Source organism: Leisingera sp. ANG1 (assembly GCF_000203975.2).
In the GTDB taxonomy this organism is placed as follows: domain Bacteria; phylum Pseudomonadota; class Alphaproteobacteria; order Rhodobacterales; family Rhodobacteraceae; genus Leisingera.
Genome location: NZ_AFCF02000001.1, coordinates 774,457 through 790,139, shown reverse-complemented (window position 1 = coordinate 790,139; position 15,683 = coordinate 774,457). Strand labels below are relative to the sequence as shown.

The window sequence follows — 15,683 nt, the reverse complement described above, 5'->3', positions numbered from 1 at the left end:
GAGAAATGCTGCGGCGGTTTTTGGCGCAAACGAGGGGATTTGGGTATTTGTGACCAGAAAGAAGCTGCAGCTACTTTTGTGCCTGTTCAGCGATTAACGCGAAGCGGCGGTCGAGTTGGCCGGCCAGAGCTGCAAGGCCTGCGCCGCCCTCATCCGCGTATGGGGCAAAGACATGAGTGGGCAGCTTGTAAGACAGCGTGGCGGTGCCGTCAGCTTCCTCTGTCACATACATCCGCACAGGGGCTTCGATCATCGCAGCGGTGGAAAGTGCCAGGATCTTCACTGCGAAATCATTGTTGAAGAGGCCAATAACCCGATTGCCGGGGATGGTGATGCCGCGGGCGGCGGCAGCGCCTGTGGGGCCTGCCTGGGTGACGACGCCCAGGCCTTGGGTTTTGGCTGCGGCTTTGACATCTGCAATCAGCTGCTCGAAGGGTTTGGAGGTCTCATGCACCGCCCAGCCGTCACGCGGGGAGATGCTGCCAGCGGCGGCTGTTGAAGCTGTCAGGATCAAGGCGGCGGTCAGACGGATGAAAGACATGGGGCTTCTCCAAGGCGTGCTTGAAACATCTAGGGCATAACCGGGGAGCTGCGGCTCACAATTTTGTGGGGCTGAGGCGCCCGGTCAGGTTGCGATCTTGCCGCCACCCTGTTTGGTGATCACGACTACCGAGGGGCGCGGCGGCATCGCCGGGTCGAAATCCGGCCAGCGGGTGGCCGGATCCTCGAAGGTGGATTCGCGTTCGAACCCTTTCAGGCTGGTGGTGCCGTCGGTGCCGGGGTGCTGCACTGCCAGGAACAGGGTTTCATTGTCCGGGGTGAAGTAGGGGCCGCAAAGCTCTGCCCCCACGGGACATCGGAAAAACAGTTTGGAGTGGCCGCGCAGACCCCCTTCGGTCTCCACGCCATATAGCCCGTCGGATTTGCCTGTCTTGTCCCACTTGCGGCCCTGGTCGGTGGCGACCCAGAGGCGGCCCTCAGCGTCGATGGCGCAATTGTCCGGTGAGCCGAACCAGCCGTTTTCTGTGGTTTCCAGGTTCCATTGCGCTCCTACGGCGGCAATTGCGGGGTTTCCGCATTGCACCAGGATGGACCAGCTGCCGCGGGTGGCGGCGTGGTCGCCGCCGTCCTCCTTCAGTTCAATGACATGGCCGAAATCAGATTCAGGCCGCGGATTGGCGGCGTTGGTCTGGCCCGGCTCACGCTTGGAGTTGTTGGTCAGCATCACGAAAGCAGTGCCGTCGCCGCGCGGCGAGACATCTTCGGGGCGGTCCATCGGGGTTGCGCCCAGAACATCCGCGGCCAGGCGGGCGTCAATCAGGACGTCTGCCTGGCTGGCAAAGCCGTTGTCCGCCGTGAGCGGCCCGTGGCCTTGCACCAGCGGCAGCCAGTGCAGAGTGCCGTCCGGATCAAACCGGGCTGCATAGAGCGTCCCGTCGCTGAGCAGGCGGGAGTTTGCGGCGCGGTCCTGCGAAACTGATCCGCGGGACACGTATTTGTAAAGGTATTCGAACCGGGCATCGTCGCCCATGTAGACCACCAGGCGGCCGTCGGCGGACAGGGTGGTTTCCGCGCCCTCATGCGCAAAGCGGCCAAGCGCTGTGTGCTTTACCGGCGTGGAATGCGGATCCAGCGGATCAACTTCAACAACCCAGCCGAAGCGGTTCACTTCATTGGGAGTTTTATCAATGTTAAAACGGTCGTGGTATTTGCCCCAAGCGTACCACAGGGCAGGCACGTTGTAGCGGGCCATCTGTGCGGCCTCTGGCTGGCCCGTGAGATCGGGCTCGCCCTCGGCGCCCAGTTGATCGGTCCAGAAATAGCCGTGAAAGTTCTCCTCAGCCATCAGCCAGGTGCCCCAGGGGGTCATGCCGCCGGCGCAGTTGTTCAGGGTGCCAATGACCTCGCGCCCGGTAGGATCAGCGCCGGTCTGCATCCGCGGGTGGCCCGCGGCGGGGCCATCAATGGCCATCACCGTGTTCAGCGGGGAAATGCGGCGGTTCAACTCGCTGTCACGGACAACGGCCCACTTGCCCTCCTGGTTGCGGGCAATTTCCACCACGGAGCCGCCGTGGGCGGCCATTTCGATTTCCGCCAGTTCCCGCGTCATGCCAGCAAACTCTGCCTTGTCCTGGCGGCCAAGGCCGGGGAACATCACCTCTTCATTTGTGTACTCATGGTTCACGCACAAAAGCCCGCGGGTGCCTTCTGCGTTGAGGGGCAGGAACCCAACATAGTCGTTGTTGTAGCCGAACTGCTGAAGCTGTGCTGCGGCGCTCTGGTTCATCACGTCGAAATCCGGCGCGTCCGCGGTGATGGGGTCCCCCCAGCGCAGCAGGATGTCCGCGTCATAGCCCGGTGCGACATGGTGGGTTTCGTCGTTGCCCCATGCCAGTTCGTCAAAGGCGTAACGGCTTTGAGCACTTGAGACAGCCGCGGCGGCCCGGTGCGGCTGAGTGAGAGCCGTCGCGCCAAAAAGGGCAGCAGAGGCAGAAGTGCCAAGCATTCCCTGAAGCACCGCGCGGCGGCCATGGCGGGCGGTGATTACATCTCCGATGGTGCGGTGACGGATCGGGTTGGCGGGGCAATCATCAGCGGCTTCAAAAGCTTCCGCCTTGTTGCCGGTCTGCGGGTCATTGATGATCTGCCTGCGGTTCAATGCTGTGCTCCGGTTGGCGTCCCGCATGGGGGCGGCTTGCGCGGTTTTGCCGGAACGCAGAGTATTCTGCAGCCCGATGGCGTCAATCGCCGTCGTTGCAGAAAATATCGTAGACCACTTCGAGAACGCGACGGGGCTTATCATCCGCGAGGCTGTAGTAGATCGCTTTGCCGTCGCGGCGCGGGACAACCAGGCCCTCAAGGCGCAGCCGGGAAAGCTGCTGGGAGACGGCAGCCTGTCGGGCCGACAGAAGTTGTTCCAGTTCCGTTACGGATTTTTCGCCGGAGACCAGATGGCACAGGATCATCAGCCGCCCCTGATGGCTGATGGCCTTGAGAAAGTTGGAAGCCTTGGCCGCGTTTGCAACCATTTGCTCCTTTTCTTCCGGATCCATATCAGCTGAAAACTCGGGCAGTGGCATCTTGTGTCTCCTGGTGGCACCGGGGCGCCTTACTCCTTTTTGAAATCCGTGCTGGCGAATACTTGGCGTAATTTCTGCGTACTAACAACATAATATGTAGGAGCTGTTACCAGAGTTGAACGGCGCGGCCAAAAGAAAAGCTGCCAATTTTGGTTTTTGTAAAGGTAGCGCCCTTCCGCCCGCTCTAGGCGCAGGACCAAAGATAGGGCGGGTGTTCAAGCCGCCTTTCTCAGCTCCAGCCCTTGCGGAAGAAGTGCGGCGAAGCGCCGAATTTTCGCTTGAACTGGCGTGAGAAGTGGGTGGCCGAATTGAAGCCCGAGGCCAGCGCGATCTCGGTGACAGACATTGAGGTTTCGTTCATCAGCGCAAAGGCGTGGCTGAGGCGCATGTCAAAATAGACATGCATCGGGCTTTGGTTCAGATAGCGCGAGAACAGCCGCTCCAGCTGGCGGCGGGAGATGTCGAGCCGGTCGCACAACTCGCCGATCGACAACGGTTCCTCGATCGATTCCTGCATAAGCTGCAGAGCGTTCAGCAGGCGCTGGTTGCGGCTGCCGATGGCCACCGCATAGTTCGACTTCTGCGGCGCCGCCTGGCCGCCGGAGCGCACATGCAGGCACATATCGGCGACGATGATCGCCAGTTGCTTGCCGTGGCGCTCCTCGATCAGGTGCAGCATCATGTCGGTGGCGGCATTGCCGCCGCCGCAGGTCATCAAGGGCCCCGAGATTTCGAAGATGTTTGGGGAGGGCTCCAGGCTGGGATAGCTTTCCAGGAAGCCCGGCTGGTTTTCCCAGTGCAGGGTGAACTTGTGGTTCTTGATCAGACCGGCCTGAGCCAGCGCAAAGGCACCGGTGCAAATACCGCCAATGGAGCGGCCAAAGCGGCTTTCGCGGCGCAACCAGTTCAAGGTGACTTCGCTGGCGGCCGCGTGCGGTTCAACGCCTGCGCAGACAAAACCCATCGAATCCGAGGGCAGCGGCTGCAACTGGGTGTCCGGGGTTACCACCATGCCGTTGGAGCAGCGCACCGGCCGGCCGTCCTCCGTCATGATGTACCAGCGGTAGAGCCGGGTGCCGGTCACCTGGTTGGCAATGCGCAGGGGTTCAATGGCGGCGGCCACCGGCAGCATCGTCGCCTTGGGCAGCAGCAGGAAATAGAAATCCTGCGGTTCGCCCTCAAATGGAATGGCGAGATTGGCGGCGGCGCCTTTCTGAACGAAGCTGTCATCGGACATGGCGGGACCCCAGCGCAGCACCCGGTGAAAGACACCGGGCGGAATTCGGACTTGATTTTGCTTCCTAAGGCGCTGGTGCCGCGCGCAGCCCGAGAATAGCGACAGCGTTCCAGCGGATTGCGACACCACATGCAGGTTTGCGTCATTGGGAAAATGCCTGCCGCCTCTTGCAGGTCAAAAGGGGCGATACTAAGACTCGGGTAACACACTGTCGGGTATGGTGCCGGACATAAACAACGCAGGCAGGTTGCAATGATTGATCCCAGAGAAACATACATGAACACCCTGGTCCCGATGGTGGTTGAGCAGACCAGCCGGGGAGAACGGGCCTATGACATCTTTTCCCGCCTGCTGAAGGAGCGGATCATCTTCCTGAACGGTCCGGTGCATGACGGGATGAGCTCGCTGATCGTGGCCCAGCTGCTGCACCTTGAGGCAGAAAACCCGTCCAAGGAAATCTCCATGTATATCAACAGCCCCGGCGGCGTTGTGACCTCCGGCCTGTCGATCTATGACACCATGCAGTACATCAAGCCCAAGGTCTCGACCCTGGTGATCGGTCAGGCGGCCTCGATGGGCTCACTGCTGCTGACCGCCGGCGAGCCGGGCATGCGCTTCAGCCTGCCGAATTCCCGCGTGATGGTGCACCAGCCCTCCGGCGGCTTCCAGGGCCAGGCGACTGACATCATGATTCACGCCGAAGAAACCCTGAAGCTGAAAAAGCGCCTGAACGAGATTTACGTCAAGCACACCAGTCAGGATTACGACACCATCGTCAACGCGCTGGAGCGCGACAACTTCATGTCTCCGGAAGAGGCCAAGGAATTCGGTCTGATCGACGAGATCGTCGAGAACCGCGCCAAGGGCGACGACGAGCAGGCCTGACGCCTGCGCTTGTGAACAGCCGTGTGCCCCGCGTTTCAGATGGGGCGCACTTTCACATTGTGGCGGCCTAAGCACTGGCTTAAGCTGGCCAAAAGATGAATTGCCCCGCAGCGCGGGCGCAGCGGACCGGGCGGACTGAAAGGTAGACCATGGCGACGAATTCAGGCGGCGACAGCAAGAACACCCTCTATTGCAGCTTCTGCGGCAAGAGCCAGCATGAAGTGCGCAAGCTGATCGCTGGCCCCACCGTATTCATTTGCGATGAATGCGTTGAACTGTGCATGGATATCATCCGTGAAGAGACCAAGGCCTCCGGGCTGAAGGCGACCGACGGCGTGCCGACGCCCAAGGATATCTGCCAGGTGCTGGATGATTACGTGATCGGCCAGGCCACCGCCAAGCGCGTGCTGTCGGTTGCGGTGCACAACCACTACAAGCGTCTGAACCACGCCCAGAAGGCGGGTTCTGACATCGAACTGGCGAAATCCAACATCCTGCTGATCGGCCCGACCGGCTGCGGCAAAACGCTGCTGGCGCAGACGCTGGCGCGGATCCTGGATGTGCCCTTCACTATGGCGGATGCCACCACGCTTACCGAGGCCGGTTACGTGGGGGAGGATGTCGAGAACATCATCCTGAAGCTCTTGCAGGCGTCGGAATACAACGTTGAGCGCGCGCAGCGCGGCATCGTTTATATCGACGAGGTCGACAAGATCACCCGCAAGTCGGAAAACCCCTCAATCACCCGCGACGTGTCGGGCGAGGGCGTGCAGCAGGCACTGCTGAAGCTGATGGAAGGCACCGTCGCCTCTGTGCCGCCGCAAGGCGGGCGCAAGCATCCGCAGCAGGAATTCCTGCAGGTGGACACCACCAACATCCTGTTCATCTGCGGCGGCGCCTTTGCCGGCCTCGACAAGATCATCGCGCAGCGCGGCAAGGGCTCGGCGATGGGCTTTGGGGCTGATGTGCGCGACAATGACGAGCGCGGCGTTGGCGAGATCTTCAAGGATCTGGAGCCGGAAGACCTGCTGAAATTCGGCCTGATCCCGGAATTCGTCGGCCGTCTGCCGGTGCTGGCAACACTCGAAGATCTGGACGAGGATGCGCTGGTCACCATTCTGACCCTGCCGAAGAACGCCCTGGTCAAGCAGTACCAGCGCCTGTTCGAGCTGGAAGACACAGAGCTGGACTTCACCGACGAGGCGCTGAGCGCGATTGCCAAGAAGGCAATAGAACGCAAGACCGGCGCCCGCGGCCTGCGCTCGATCATGGAAGACATCCTCTTGGATACCATGTTCGACCTGCCGGGCATGGACAGCGTCACCAAGGTGGTTGTGAACGAGGAGGCCGTGACCTCTGACGCGCAACCGCTGATGATCCACGCGGATGCGGAGAAAGAGCCGGCGTCAGCGGGCTGACTGGCGAAAGTTTCTGATAGAGCGGCGCGGTCATTTCCGCGCCGCTTTCATGTTGAGGAGAGAAACATGATCAAGCGGATTTCTTCGGGCGGCGAGTTCGAGGCCAAGATCGGCTATTGCCGCGCTGTGGTCGCCGGCGGTTTCGTGCATGTTGCTGGAACCGTAGGGCAGGGCGACGACGTGGTGGCCCAGTGCCGCTCGGCGCTGGACACCATAGGTGCGGCGCTGGAGAAGGCAGGCGCCAGCTTTGCCGACGCAGTGCGGGTGAACTATTACCTGCCGGATGCAGCGGAGTTCGAACCCTGCTGGCCCATTCTGGCGGAAACCTTTGGCGCCAACCCGCCGGCGGCCACCATGGTGGAATGCAATCTGATTGACCCCAAATTCCGGATCGAGATCGAATTGACCGCGCTGGCACCCGCTGAGGGCTGACCCTGCCAGCGGCACAGAGGCCGCTGAGGCAAATCTGCCAAATCCCGCCAAGTCACAGGCTGCCCGTGGCGCAAGCCACTGGACCTTGGCGGGAAATTGGGCCATATCGAAGTCGGAAAAATCCGGAGGCACCCATGGGAATCCTGAACACACTTCTGCGCGCTGTGACCTGGTGGAACGGCTCCACCCTGAACACCCGGATCTTCACCGCCCGCAAGGGCATCAAGGTGGGTGAAGATGACCAGGGCAACGTGTTCTACCGCAACGCGGATGACAGCAAGCGCTGGGTGATGTTCAACGGCGAAGTGGAAGCCTCCCGCATCAGCCCCGACTGGCACGGCTGGCTGCACCGCACCTTTGACGAGGTGCCGAGCGAAAAGCCGCTGAAGCACAAGGCCTGGGAAAAGCCGCATCAGGAAAACCTGACCGGCACCATCATGGCCTATGCGCCGGCCGGGTCGATCCGCGCGGGCGGCGAGCCGAAAGAGCGCCGCGATTACGAGGCCTGGGTGCCCGAGTAAACACATCTGCCAAAAGGCTGATTTCATGTCCCATAATCCTACTGAAGTTTTTGCCGGCGGCATCGTGCTGGCGGCGGCCATCGGCTTTGCCGTTTATGCAGGACAGGCGGCTGGCCTGTCGCGTGCCGGCTCCACTTATGATTTGAATGCGTCTTTCCGCTCTTTGGAAGGCGTCAGCGTCGGCACCGACGTGCGGCTGGCCGGGGTCAAGATCGGCACCGTGACCGGTGTGGGCCTGAACCCGGAAACCTTCCGCGCCGATACCGTTTTTTCGGTTAAAGATGGTATCGAGATCCCCGACGACAGCGCCGTGGTGATTTCCTCCGAAGGCCTGCTGGGCGGCAATTTCGTTGAGATCATGCCGGGCGGATCGCCCTTTGCCTTTGAGGCGGGTGACGAGATTGAAGATACCCAAGGCGCGGTCAGCCTGATTTCGCTGCTGGTGAAATTCGTGGCTGGCGGCGGTGAGGAAGAGTCGTGAAGCGGCTGACGGCAGCGCTGACGGCGGTGGTGCTGGCTATGCCCGCCTGGGGGCAGGAGCAGGCCGCACAAGGCACCGCTGCGGTGCTGCGCGCGCTTGACAAGGTGAACGGGCATTCCGTCGATGCTGAGGTCGCCATTGGCGCCAGCGCAGAGATGTTCGGCCTTCTGGTGACTGTGCGGGATTGCCGCTATCCGGCGGAAAACCCGACGGGCGATGCCTTTGCCTATTTGTCGGTTCAGGACCCCAAAAACGGGGCAGAGCATTTTCAGGGCTGGATGATTGCCTCCAGCCCGGCGCTGAACGCGCTGGACCACAACCGTTACGACGTCTGGGTCATCCGCTGCAAAAGCAGCTGAGGATCCGGAACTGCCGGCCGCATGAAATCCGCATCCTTGTCCAAAGCCTCGCGCAGCAGCGCGCGGTAGCGTGCGCGTGTCACTTCGACGCCGCCAAGGGAGGCCAGATGCGGGGTCAGGAACTGGGTGTCGCATAGGGTGAAACCAGCCTGCACCAGCCGGTCGGTCAGATAGGCAAGTGCCACCTTTGACGCATCCCGGCGGCGGGAGAACATGCTTTCACCGAAGAACGCGCCACCCAGAGACACGCCGTATGTGCCGCCTGCCAGTTCGCCCTGGTGCCAGACCTCGAGCGAGTGGGCGTTGCCCATCAGATGCAGTTCCAGGTAGCGGTCGCGGATTTCACTGTTGATCCAAGTTTCTGCCCGGTCGGCGCAACCGTCCACGACACCTGCGAAATCCCGGTTCACGGTGATCTCGAAGCCGCCGTTGCGGATGCGCTTGGCGAGAGAGCGGGAGATGCGGAATCCGTCCAGCGGCAGGATCCCGCGCCGCTTGGGGTCGACCCAGAACACTTCGGGATCGTCGCGGTGTTCGGCCATCGGGAAAACACCGGCGGAATAGGCGTGCAGCAAAAGATCGGCAGTCAGGCTCATGATGCCGCCAGTATAAAGTGGAAAGGCAGGGAAATGTAAAACGGGGCGCATCCGGATGGTGCGCCCCGCAGGATTTTAACCCGGTGTGTTCTCTTCCAGCCAGCGTTCCAGCCAGTGGATGCCGTAATCGCCGGTGTGGATGTCCTGCTCCTGCAGGAGCGCGTGGAACAGCGGCACGGTGGTGTCGATACCGTCGATGATCAGCTCGCCCAGGGCCCGGTTCAGGCGCGCCAGCGCCTCGGTCCGGTCGCGGCCGTGCACGATCAGCTTACCAATCAGCGAGTCATAGTAAGGCGGGATCGAATAGCCGTCATAAAGCGCCGAATCCATCCGCACACCCAGGCCGCCGGGGGCGTGGTACTGGGTGATTTTGCCCGGGCAGGGCGAGAAGTTCGGCAGTTTCTCGGCGTTGATCCGCACTTCGATGGCGTGGCCGTTGATCTCCAGGTCTTCCTGGGTGAAGGACATCGGCAGGCCTTCGGCCACCCGGATCTGCTCGCGCACCAGGTCGACGCCGAAGATGGCCTCGGTCACCGGGTGTTCCACCTGCAAGCGGGTGTTCATCTCGATGAAATAAAACTCGCCGTCCTCATAGAGGAACTCGACGGTGCCGGCACCGGAATAGCCCATCTTGCCGATGGCGTCGGCGCAGATCTTGCCGATGCGGGCACGCTCTTCCGGGGTGATGCAGGGGCCGGGGGCCTCCTCGAACACCTTCTGGTGGCGGCGCTGCAGCGAGCAGTCGCGTTCCGCCAGATGGATGCCGGTGCCTTTGCCGTCGCCAAAGACCTGAACCTCGATGTGACGCGGCTTCTGGAGGTATTTCTCCATGTAGACTTCGTCATTGCCGAAGGCGGCCTTGGCCTCGGAGCGGGCGGTGGAGAAGGCCGAAACCAGCTCTTTCTCGTCCTTGGCCACCTTCATGCCGCGGCCGCCGCCGCCGGCGGTGGCCTTGATGATCACAGGGTAGCCCATGTCCGCGGCGGCCTTCTTGGCTGCGCCAATATCAGGCACGCCGCCGTCGGAGCCGGGCACCACCGGGATGCCGAGGTTCTTGGCGGTTTCCTTGGCGGTGATCTTGTCGCCCATGATGCGGATATGCGCCGCCGAGGGTCCGATGAAGGTCAGGCCGTGGTCTTCGATGATCTGCACGAAGTTAGCGTTTTCCGACAGGAAGCCGTAGCCGGGGTGGATCGCCTGGGCGCCGGTGATCTCGCAAGCCGAGATGATGGCCGGGATCGACAGGTAGCTTTGGGCGCCGGAGGGCGGCCCGATGCAGACCGATTCATCGGCCATGCGGACGTGCATCGCGTCGGCATCTGCGGTGGAGTGCACCGCGACGGACTTGATGCCCATCTCCCGGCAGGCGCGGATCACGCGCAGGGCGATCTCGCCGCGGTTGGCAATCAGGATCTTGTCAAACATGGCAGACCCTTATTCGATGATGACCAGGGGGGACCCGAATTCAACAGCGGCGCCGTCTTCGACCAGGATGCGCTTCACGGTGCCGGATTTCGGGGCCGGGATGTGGTTCATGGTCTTCATCGCTTCGACGATCAGCAGGGTGTCGCCTTCGCTGACCTGCTGGCCAACCGAAATGAAGGAGGGCGAGCCGGGTTCCGGCTGCAGGTAGACGGTGCCGACCATCGGCGAAGTCACGGCGCCGGGATGGCTGGCCGGATCGTCGTTTGCAGCTGCAGGGGCGGCAGCAGAGGCAGGCGCGGCTGCGGCAGCAACCGGTGCGGGGGCAGCTGCGGCAGGAACCTGTACCTGCACCGGTGCAGCTGCCATTGCAGTCTGGCGCGACACACGCACGTTCAGACTGTCGTCGTCGCCATAGTCGCGTTTGACCTGCAGCTCGGTCAGGTCGTTTTCGCGCAGCAGCTCCGCCAGCGCCTTGATGAATGCCACGTCAGCTTCGTGAGATTTGTTGGTCATATTGTCCTCAGCCAATTCCGACAGGCCCGCCGGAGGGGCGGGCAGGAAATTAGGGCGCTTATAGGGCAAGGATTACCGCAAGGAAAGCACTCCTGAACTGGGCTGTAACATGAGGGCTATGGCGCGGATTCGCAATTGCCGGCAGGAAATTCCTGGTCAAAGAGGCATCCCGGTCAGTTTGGCCACCAGCTCCGGCAGCTTGCGGGCGCCGAATTTCTGCAACAGATGCGCCCGGTGGCTTTCCACCGTGCGGTAGGACAGGTCCAGCTGCTTGCCGATCTCCTTGGCTGACAGCCCCTTGCAGGTAAGGATCGCCACCTCGCGTTCCCGCGGGGTGAGGGAAACGACAGGGCGGTCGTCGGAAATATCGGCAAAGGACCAGATGCCGGTCTGAAACGGCGCCTCCGGCGTCACTGACCGGCCCCGCACCCGGCACCAGAACAAGCCGCCCGACCGGCGGCGCATGATGCGCTCGTCGCTGTAGCTGCCGCTTTGCGCCTCGGGCTGCTGCAGAAGGGCGCCGATGCGGTTGAAGTCTTCCTGGCTGGGATAAAGCTCAGCAACCAGCATTCCGGTGTAGTCGCCGGGCGCGCCGCCGAAGGTCGCCGCGAATTGCAGGTTGCACCGGGTGATGACGCGGCGTTCCAGAACCGCAAGGCCTACAGGGGCATGTTCAAAGGCAAGATCGCTCATATGGTATTCTTACGCAGGTATTTTTGCGGAATTGAAGGGCTTTGCTTGTGCGTGCCAGTTTCCGGCCGCAACGGCAAGCCGGGGAGGCGATTGGGATGAACATTGCAGTGTGGCTGGCGAGGATGGCCGCGGCAGAGGGGGCGCGGCCGGCGCTGTATCTGGGGCAGCAATTGGTTGCAGATTACGCCGGGTTCCATGCGCGTGCGGCCTCACTTGCCGGCTGGCTGCGGGCGCAGGGCATCGCGCCCGGGGACCGGGTCGGCATTTTCATGAAGAACTGCCCGGACTACCTGATCGCGCTTTATGGCATCTGGTATGCCGGCGCGGCGGCGGTACCTATCAATGCCAAGCTGCATGGCAAGGAGGCGGAATTCATCCTTGAAAACTCCGGCGTCCGGCTGGTGTTCACCTCGCCGGGCCTGACGGAGGCTGTCGAAGGCACCGAGGCCGAGGTGCGCTGCGTGGATATCACCGGCGCGGACTATGCCGCCGCGTTGCAGGCAGATCCGGTGTCGGAACCCGCGTCGCGCCTGCCGGAAGATCTGGCCTGGCTGTTTTACACCTCCGGCACCACGGGCCGGCCCAAGGGTGTGATGATCACTCACCGGATGCTGATGACCATGGCCATTGCCTACTTCGCGGACGTGGATCAAGTGAGCGCGGAGGATCACGCGCTGTACGCGGCGCCGATGAGCCATGGCGCGGGGATCTATGCAATCCAGCATGTTCTGGCAGGTGCGCGGCATGTCTGCCCGGTGTCCGGAGGTTTTGACGAGGCGGAGATCTTTGATCTTGCCGCGCATTTCGAGCGGGTCCACATGTTTGCCGCACCAACGATGGTCACGCGCATGACATCGGAGGCCAAGCGGCTGAGCCGCAAGGGCGAGGGTTTGCGCACGGTCGTTTATGCCGGCGGGCCGATGTATGTCGCCGACATTATGGAGGCGGTGGAGCAATTCGGTCCGGTCTTTGTGCAGGTCTACGGGCAGGGCGAATGCCCGATGGCGATCACCGCGCTGCCGCGCAATGACGTGCAGGACCGTTCGCATCCGCGCTGGAAAGAGCGGCTGGCCAGCGTCGGCAAGGCGCAGAGCGTGGTGGAGGTGCGGATCGGCACGCCGGAGGGGGAATTCCTGCCAGCCGGGTGCCACGGCGAGATCATGGTGCGCGGCGATGCGGTGATGCCCGGGTACTGGGACAACCCCGAAGCCACCACCAAGACGCTGGTCAACGGCTGGCTGATGACCGGCGACATGGGGGTGCTGGACGAGGACGGCTATCTGACCTTGCAGGACCGTTCCAAGGACATGATCATCACCGGCGGGTCCAACGTCTATCCGCGCGAGGTGGAGGAGGTGCTGCTGCTGCATCCTCAGGTGCGTGAAGTCTCTGTGGTGGGCCGCCCCCACGCGGATTGGGGCGAGGAAGTGGTGGCCTTTGTCGTGGGCGATGCGCCAGATGCCGAGCTGGATGAGATGTGCAACAACCGGATTGCCCGTTTCAAACGGCCCAAAGAGTATATCCGTATCCATGCCTTGCCCAAGAACAACTACGGAAAGGTGCTAAAAACCGAGCTGCGCAAGATGCTGTAATGGGCCGCTTAGGCGGAGCGGGCAGAGCCGTTTTCCGCAACCGCCTGGCGCTGGCCCATCAGGGTGTCTATCAACAGGCTCATCAGTTCGGCCCGGTTGCCGGTGCCGGACTTGCGGTAGATCGCGTTGAGCTGTGCCTTGACCGTGCCCTCGGCACTGCCGCGCATGGCGGCGATCTCTGCTGTGCTGAGGCCCTTGACCAGGAAGTTTGCCACGTCCAACTCGGCGGGCGTCAGGCCCCAATTGGCAAACTCAGTGTCGATCACCTCCTGCACTGCAGCTTGTGCCGAGGTCAGGCTTTCCTCCAGATGCGCCTTGCGCCGCATCAGCCACATCAGGATGCGGGTCTCGATCACGATTGCCGCCGCCAGCGCCAGCGCTGCCAGCCCCTCGATATAAGCGTGTGGGCCTTCGCCTTGCTCGGCTTCAGCAGCCTCCATACCAGAGAGATCGGCAATCATATCGCCCAGAAACACCGCCGCGCAGAGGGCCTGCACGGCGATGACGGCAATCAGGATCCAGGGTTTGGCCGGGTTTTGCCGGTTTAGGGTCATGGCGCAGGCTCCGCGTCGGTCTTGGGCAGTTCCTTGTAGCCAGTGACCATCGCGCGCGCCAGATTGACTTTGGTGCGGCGGCTTTCGAACAGCACGGCGGCCACATGCAGGACAACCGAGAACTCAGCCCAGGAAACCAGCGCCTCATGCAGGTCTTCCGGCCAGCCAATACCTTGAAATGCGGGAGTGACCGCCATCCAGCCAGTGATGGCGACCGCCAGCAGTGTCAGCAGCAGGTTGTAAGTCATCAAGGCGCCCAAGGGGCTGTGGCCCTTGTGACGGCGCACTCGTCCGGTTGCGATATCGGTCAGTTGACCGGCAGCGGCGCCCAGATCAGGCGGGAAACTGGAGAAGCGGGCATAACGGCTGCCGGTAAGGCCCCAGATCACCCGGAACCCCACGAGTGCTGCGATAAAGTAGCCGATATTGTGATGAAGGGTTCCGTCTGGATCGGTCAGCAGCGTGTTGGTGATAAAGCCGCCCGCCAGCAGCCAGTGAAACGACCGCACCAGCGGATCCCAGACATAGGCTTTTTGCATTTCATCCTCCTGTTCAGCCCGGATGCGGAGGCGACCGCATCCAGGGAGCGCATAAGCGGGGGCGATCAATCGTCTTCGCTGTCTTCCTCGATTTTCACGACTTCGAATTGATCGTTCAGGTAGAATTCGTAGGCCTTGCCGTCCTTGGTGGCCTCGGCTTCGAACATGCTGTCCTCGGCCTCGATTTCGGTGACCTCATAACCTTGGCCTGTCAGCAGGTCGCGGATCTTGGTTTCGGCGCCGGCGCTGATTGCGGTTTCCGAGGCCAAAGCTGCTGCGGCAGGAAGAGTGAGGGCAAGGGCGATGAGTTTCAGGGATTTTCGCATGTCTTGGTCCTTTACGTGTTGTGTCGGATGCCGTGCCGGATTGGCGCGGCCTGTGGCATCGACATCGGGAGCGGGGCGGACCTGCTGAATAGGCTCCGGGTTGGATAAGGGCGGGGAATTGCGGTCTATACCCGGAGTTTATGGCTTCGAATGGAGTGTTCGGGTGCCTCCAGGTACAAAAAAAGAGGCCAGCCCTGAACAGAGCCGGCCTTAGTCACCCAGTGCCGACCTGCGGGTGGCTGGCACAGCGGAGATGAAGTCTGGGATACGGTTCAGATCGCCAGGTATTCGGCGCGCAGCTCCTCGTTTTCCAGGACCTCTGCGGCGGTGCCGTCAAAGACGATGCCGCCGGTATCGAGGATCACCGCGCGGTCCGCCAGTTCCAGGGCGCGGACCGCGTTCTGCTCGACAATGATGGTTGTCATGCCCTGTTCCTTGATGTGGATGAGGGTCTTTTCGATCTCATCCACGATCACCGGAGCGAGGCCTTCGTAGGGTTCATCCAGCAACAGCACCTTGATGTCGCGGGCCAGCGCCCGGGCAATCGCCAGCATCTGCTGCTCGCCGCCCGAAAGCGTCACGCCTTCCTGCTTGCGGCGTTCGCCAAGGCGCGGGAACAAGTCATAGAGACGCTCCAGCGACCAGCCGATGGGCGGCGCGATTTGGGCCAGCTGCAGGTTTTCCTCCACTGTCAGGCCGGGAATGATGCGGCGGTCCTCAGGCACCAGGCCCAGGCCCGCAGCGGCGGCCTCGTGCGAGGCCATGTTGTGCAGCGGCTTGTGGTCCAGCCAGATTTCGCCGCGGGTCACCATGGGGGAGCCGGTGCGGGCGATGGACCGCAGGGTCGAGGTCTTGCCCGCGCCATTCCGGCCCAGCAGCGCCAGGATCTCGCCCTCATGGACGTTGAAGCTGATGCCTTGCACGATGTAGCTCTCGCCGTAATAGGCGTGCACATCCCAGACCGACAGGAAAGCCGGTGCGGTGGTGGCGACGTTGGCATTCTTGGAGAAATCGGGTTTGACGTTCATCTTG

The 15,683-nt window shown here is 62.2% G+C and carries 19 protein-coding genes; 7 read left to right on the top strand and 12 right to left on the bottom strand.

Going from position 1 to position 15,683, the window contains the following annotated elements; translation table 11 throughout:
- Nucleotides 1-70 precede the first annotated feature (70 nt).
- From GC1_RS03900 to GC1_RS03885, 4 genes are all read right to left on the bottom strand, one after another.
- Nucleotides 71-541 carry a DUF302 domain-containing protein gene (locus GC1_RS03900; RefSeq protein ID WP_019295827.1) on the bottom strand — a complete coding sequence of 157 codons (471 nt, stop codon included), beginning with the start codon at nt 539-541 and terminating at the stop codon, nt 71-73.
- 84 nt (nt 542-625) lie between these two features.
- Nucleotides 626-2,659, bottom strand: coding sequence for a PhoX family protein (locus tag GC1_RS03895; protein WP_029204778.1), 2,034 nt, complete (start codon nt 2,657-2,659; stop codon nt 626-628).
- 82 nt (nt 2,660-2,741) lie between these two features.
- A complete protein-coding gene (locus GC1_RS03890) occupies nt 2,742-3,080 on the bottom strand; it encodes an ArsR/SmtB family transcription factor (RefSeq protein ID WP_019295829.1) in 339 nt (112 codons plus the stop codon).
- 229 nt (nt 3,081-3,309) lie between these two features.
- The gene (locus GC1_RS03885; RefSeq protein WP_029204779.1) at nt 3,310-4,317 is read right to left on the bottom strand and encodes a GlxA family transcriptional regulator; all 1,008 of its coding nucleotides are present in this window, start codon (nt 4,315-4,317) and stop codon (nt 3,310-3,312) included.
- 252 nt (nt 4,318-4,569) lie between these two features.
- Here GC1_RS03885 and GC1_RS03880 point away from each other — a divergent pair, with 252 nt between their 5' ends.
- From GC1_RS03880 to GC1_RS03855, 6 genes are all read left to right on the top strand, one after another.
- Nucleotides 4,570-5,202, top strand: coding sequence for an ATP-dependent Clp protease proteolytic subunit (locus GC1_RS03880; RefSeq protein ID WP_019295831.1), 633 nt, complete (start codon nt 4,570-4,572; stop codon nt 5,200-5,202).
- A 149-nt stretch (nt 5,203-5,351) separates the two neighbouring features.
- Nucleotides 5,352-6,620 (top strand): ATP-dependent Clp protease ATP-binding subunit ClpX, encoded by a 1,269-nt coding sequence (gene clpX / locus GC1_RS03875; protein ID WP_019295832.1) that lies wholly within the window; start codon nt 5,352-5,354, stop codon nt 6,618-6,620.
- Between the two features lie 66 nt (nt 6,621-6,686).
- Nucleotides 6,687-7,052 (top strand): RidA family protein, encoded by a 366-nt coding sequence (locus GC1_RS03870; protein WP_019295833.1) that lies wholly within the window; start codon nt 6,687-6,689, stop codon nt 7,050-7,052.
- Nucleotides 7,053-7,186: 134 nt separating this feature from the next.
- Nucleotides 7,187-7,573 carry an NADH:ubiquinone oxidoreductase subunit NDUFA12 gene (locus tag GC1_RS03865; RefSeq protein WP_019295834.1) on the top strand — a complete coding sequence of 129 codons (387 nt, stop codon included), beginning with the start codon at nt 7,187-7,189 and terminating at the stop codon, nt 7,571-7,573.
- A 25-nt stretch (nt 7,574-7,598) separates the two neighbouring features.
- Complete coding sequence (gene mlaD, locus GC1_RS03860) at nt 7,599-8,054, top strand: outer membrane lipid asymmetry maintenance protein MlaD (RefSeq protein WP_019295835.1); 456 nt, start codon at nt 7,599-7,601, stop codon at nt 8,052-8,054.
- Nucleotides 8,051-8,413 (top strand): DUF2155 domain-containing protein, encoded by a 363-nt coding sequence (locus GC1_RS03855; protein WP_019295836.1) that lies wholly within the window; start codon nt 8,051-8,053, stop codon nt 8,411-8,413. The genes mlaD and GC1_RS03855 overlap by 4 nt, the downstream gene beginning before the upstream one ends.
- Here the strand turns inward: GC1_RS03855 and aat are convergent.
- From aat to GC1_RS03835, 4 genes are all read right to left on the bottom strand, one after another.
- Nucleotides 8,377-9,009, bottom strand: a complete 633-nt coding sequence (gene aat / locus GC1_RS03850; RefSeq protein ID WP_019295837.1) for a leucyl/phenylalanyl-tRNA--protein transferase — start codon at nt 9,007-9,009, stop codon at nt 8,377-8,379. The two genes, GC1_RS03855 and aat, sit on opposite strands and share 37 nt — an antisense overlap.
- A 75-nt stretch (nt 9,010-9,084) precedes the next feature.
- Entirely contained in the window at nt 9,085-10,434 is a 1,350-nt protein-coding gene (gene accC, locus GC1_RS03845; RefSeq protein ID WP_019295838.1) for an acetyl-CoA carboxylase biotin carboxylase subunit, read from the bottom strand.
- Between the two features lie 9 nt (nt 10,435-10,443).
- Nucleotides 10,444-10,947: an acetyl-CoA carboxylase biotin carboxyl carrier protein gene (gene accB, locus GC1_RS03840; RefSeq protein WP_019295839.1), complete on the bottom strand. Its 504-nt coding sequence runs from the start codon at nt 10,945-10,947 to the stop codon at nt 10,444-10,446.
- A 156-nt stretch (nt 10,948-11,103) separates the two neighbouring features.
- The gene (locus GC1_RS03835; RefSeq protein WP_019295840.1) at nt 11,104-11,640 is read right to left on the bottom strand and encodes a PAS and helix-turn-helix domain-containing protein; all 537 of its coding nucleotides are present in this window, start codon (nt 11,638-11,640) and stop codon (nt 11,104-11,106) included.
- 95 nt (nt 11,641-11,735) lie between these two features.
- Here GC1_RS03835 and GC1_RS03830 point away from each other — a divergent pair, with 95 nt between their 5' ends.
- Nucleotides 11,736-13,232, top strand: coding sequence for a class I adenylate-forming enzyme family protein (locus GC1_RS03830; protein ID WP_019295841.1), 1,497 nt, complete (start codon nt 11,736-11,738; stop codon nt 13,230-13,232).
- A gap of 8 nt (nt 13,233-13,240) precedes the next feature.
- Here the strand turns inward: GC1_RS03830 and GC1_RS03825 are convergent, their stop codons facing one another.
- From GC1_RS03825 to GC1_RS03810, 4 genes are all read right to left on the bottom strand, one after another.
- Nucleotides 13,241-13,786 (bottom strand): helix-turn-helix transcriptional regulator, encoded by a 546-nt coding sequence (locus GC1_RS03825; protein ID WP_019295842.1) that lies wholly within the window; start codon nt 13,784-13,786, stop codon nt 13,241-13,243.
- The gene (locus tag GC1_RS03820) at nt 13,783-14,325 is read right to left on the bottom strand and encodes a cytochrome b/b6 domain-containing protein (protein ID WP_019295843.1); all 543 of its coding nucleotides are present in this window, start codon (nt 14,323-14,325) and stop codon (nt 13,783-13,785) included. Before GC1_RS03820 ends, GC1_RS03825 begins: the two co-directional genes overlap by 4 nt.
- 65 nt (nt 14,326-14,390) lie before the next feature.
- A complete protein-coding gene (locus GC1_RS03815; RefSeq protein WP_036761925.1) occupies nt 14,391-14,651 on the bottom strand; it encodes a PepSY domain-containing protein in 261 nt (86 codons plus the stop codon).
- Nucleotides 14,652-14,923: 272 nt separating this feature from the next.
- A complete protein-coding gene (locus tag GC1_RS03810; RefSeq protein WP_019295845.1) occupies nt 14,924-15,679 on the bottom strand; it encodes an ABC transporter ATP-binding protein in 756 nt (251 codons plus the stop codon).
- Nucleotides 15,680-15,683: the final 4 nt, after the last annotated feature.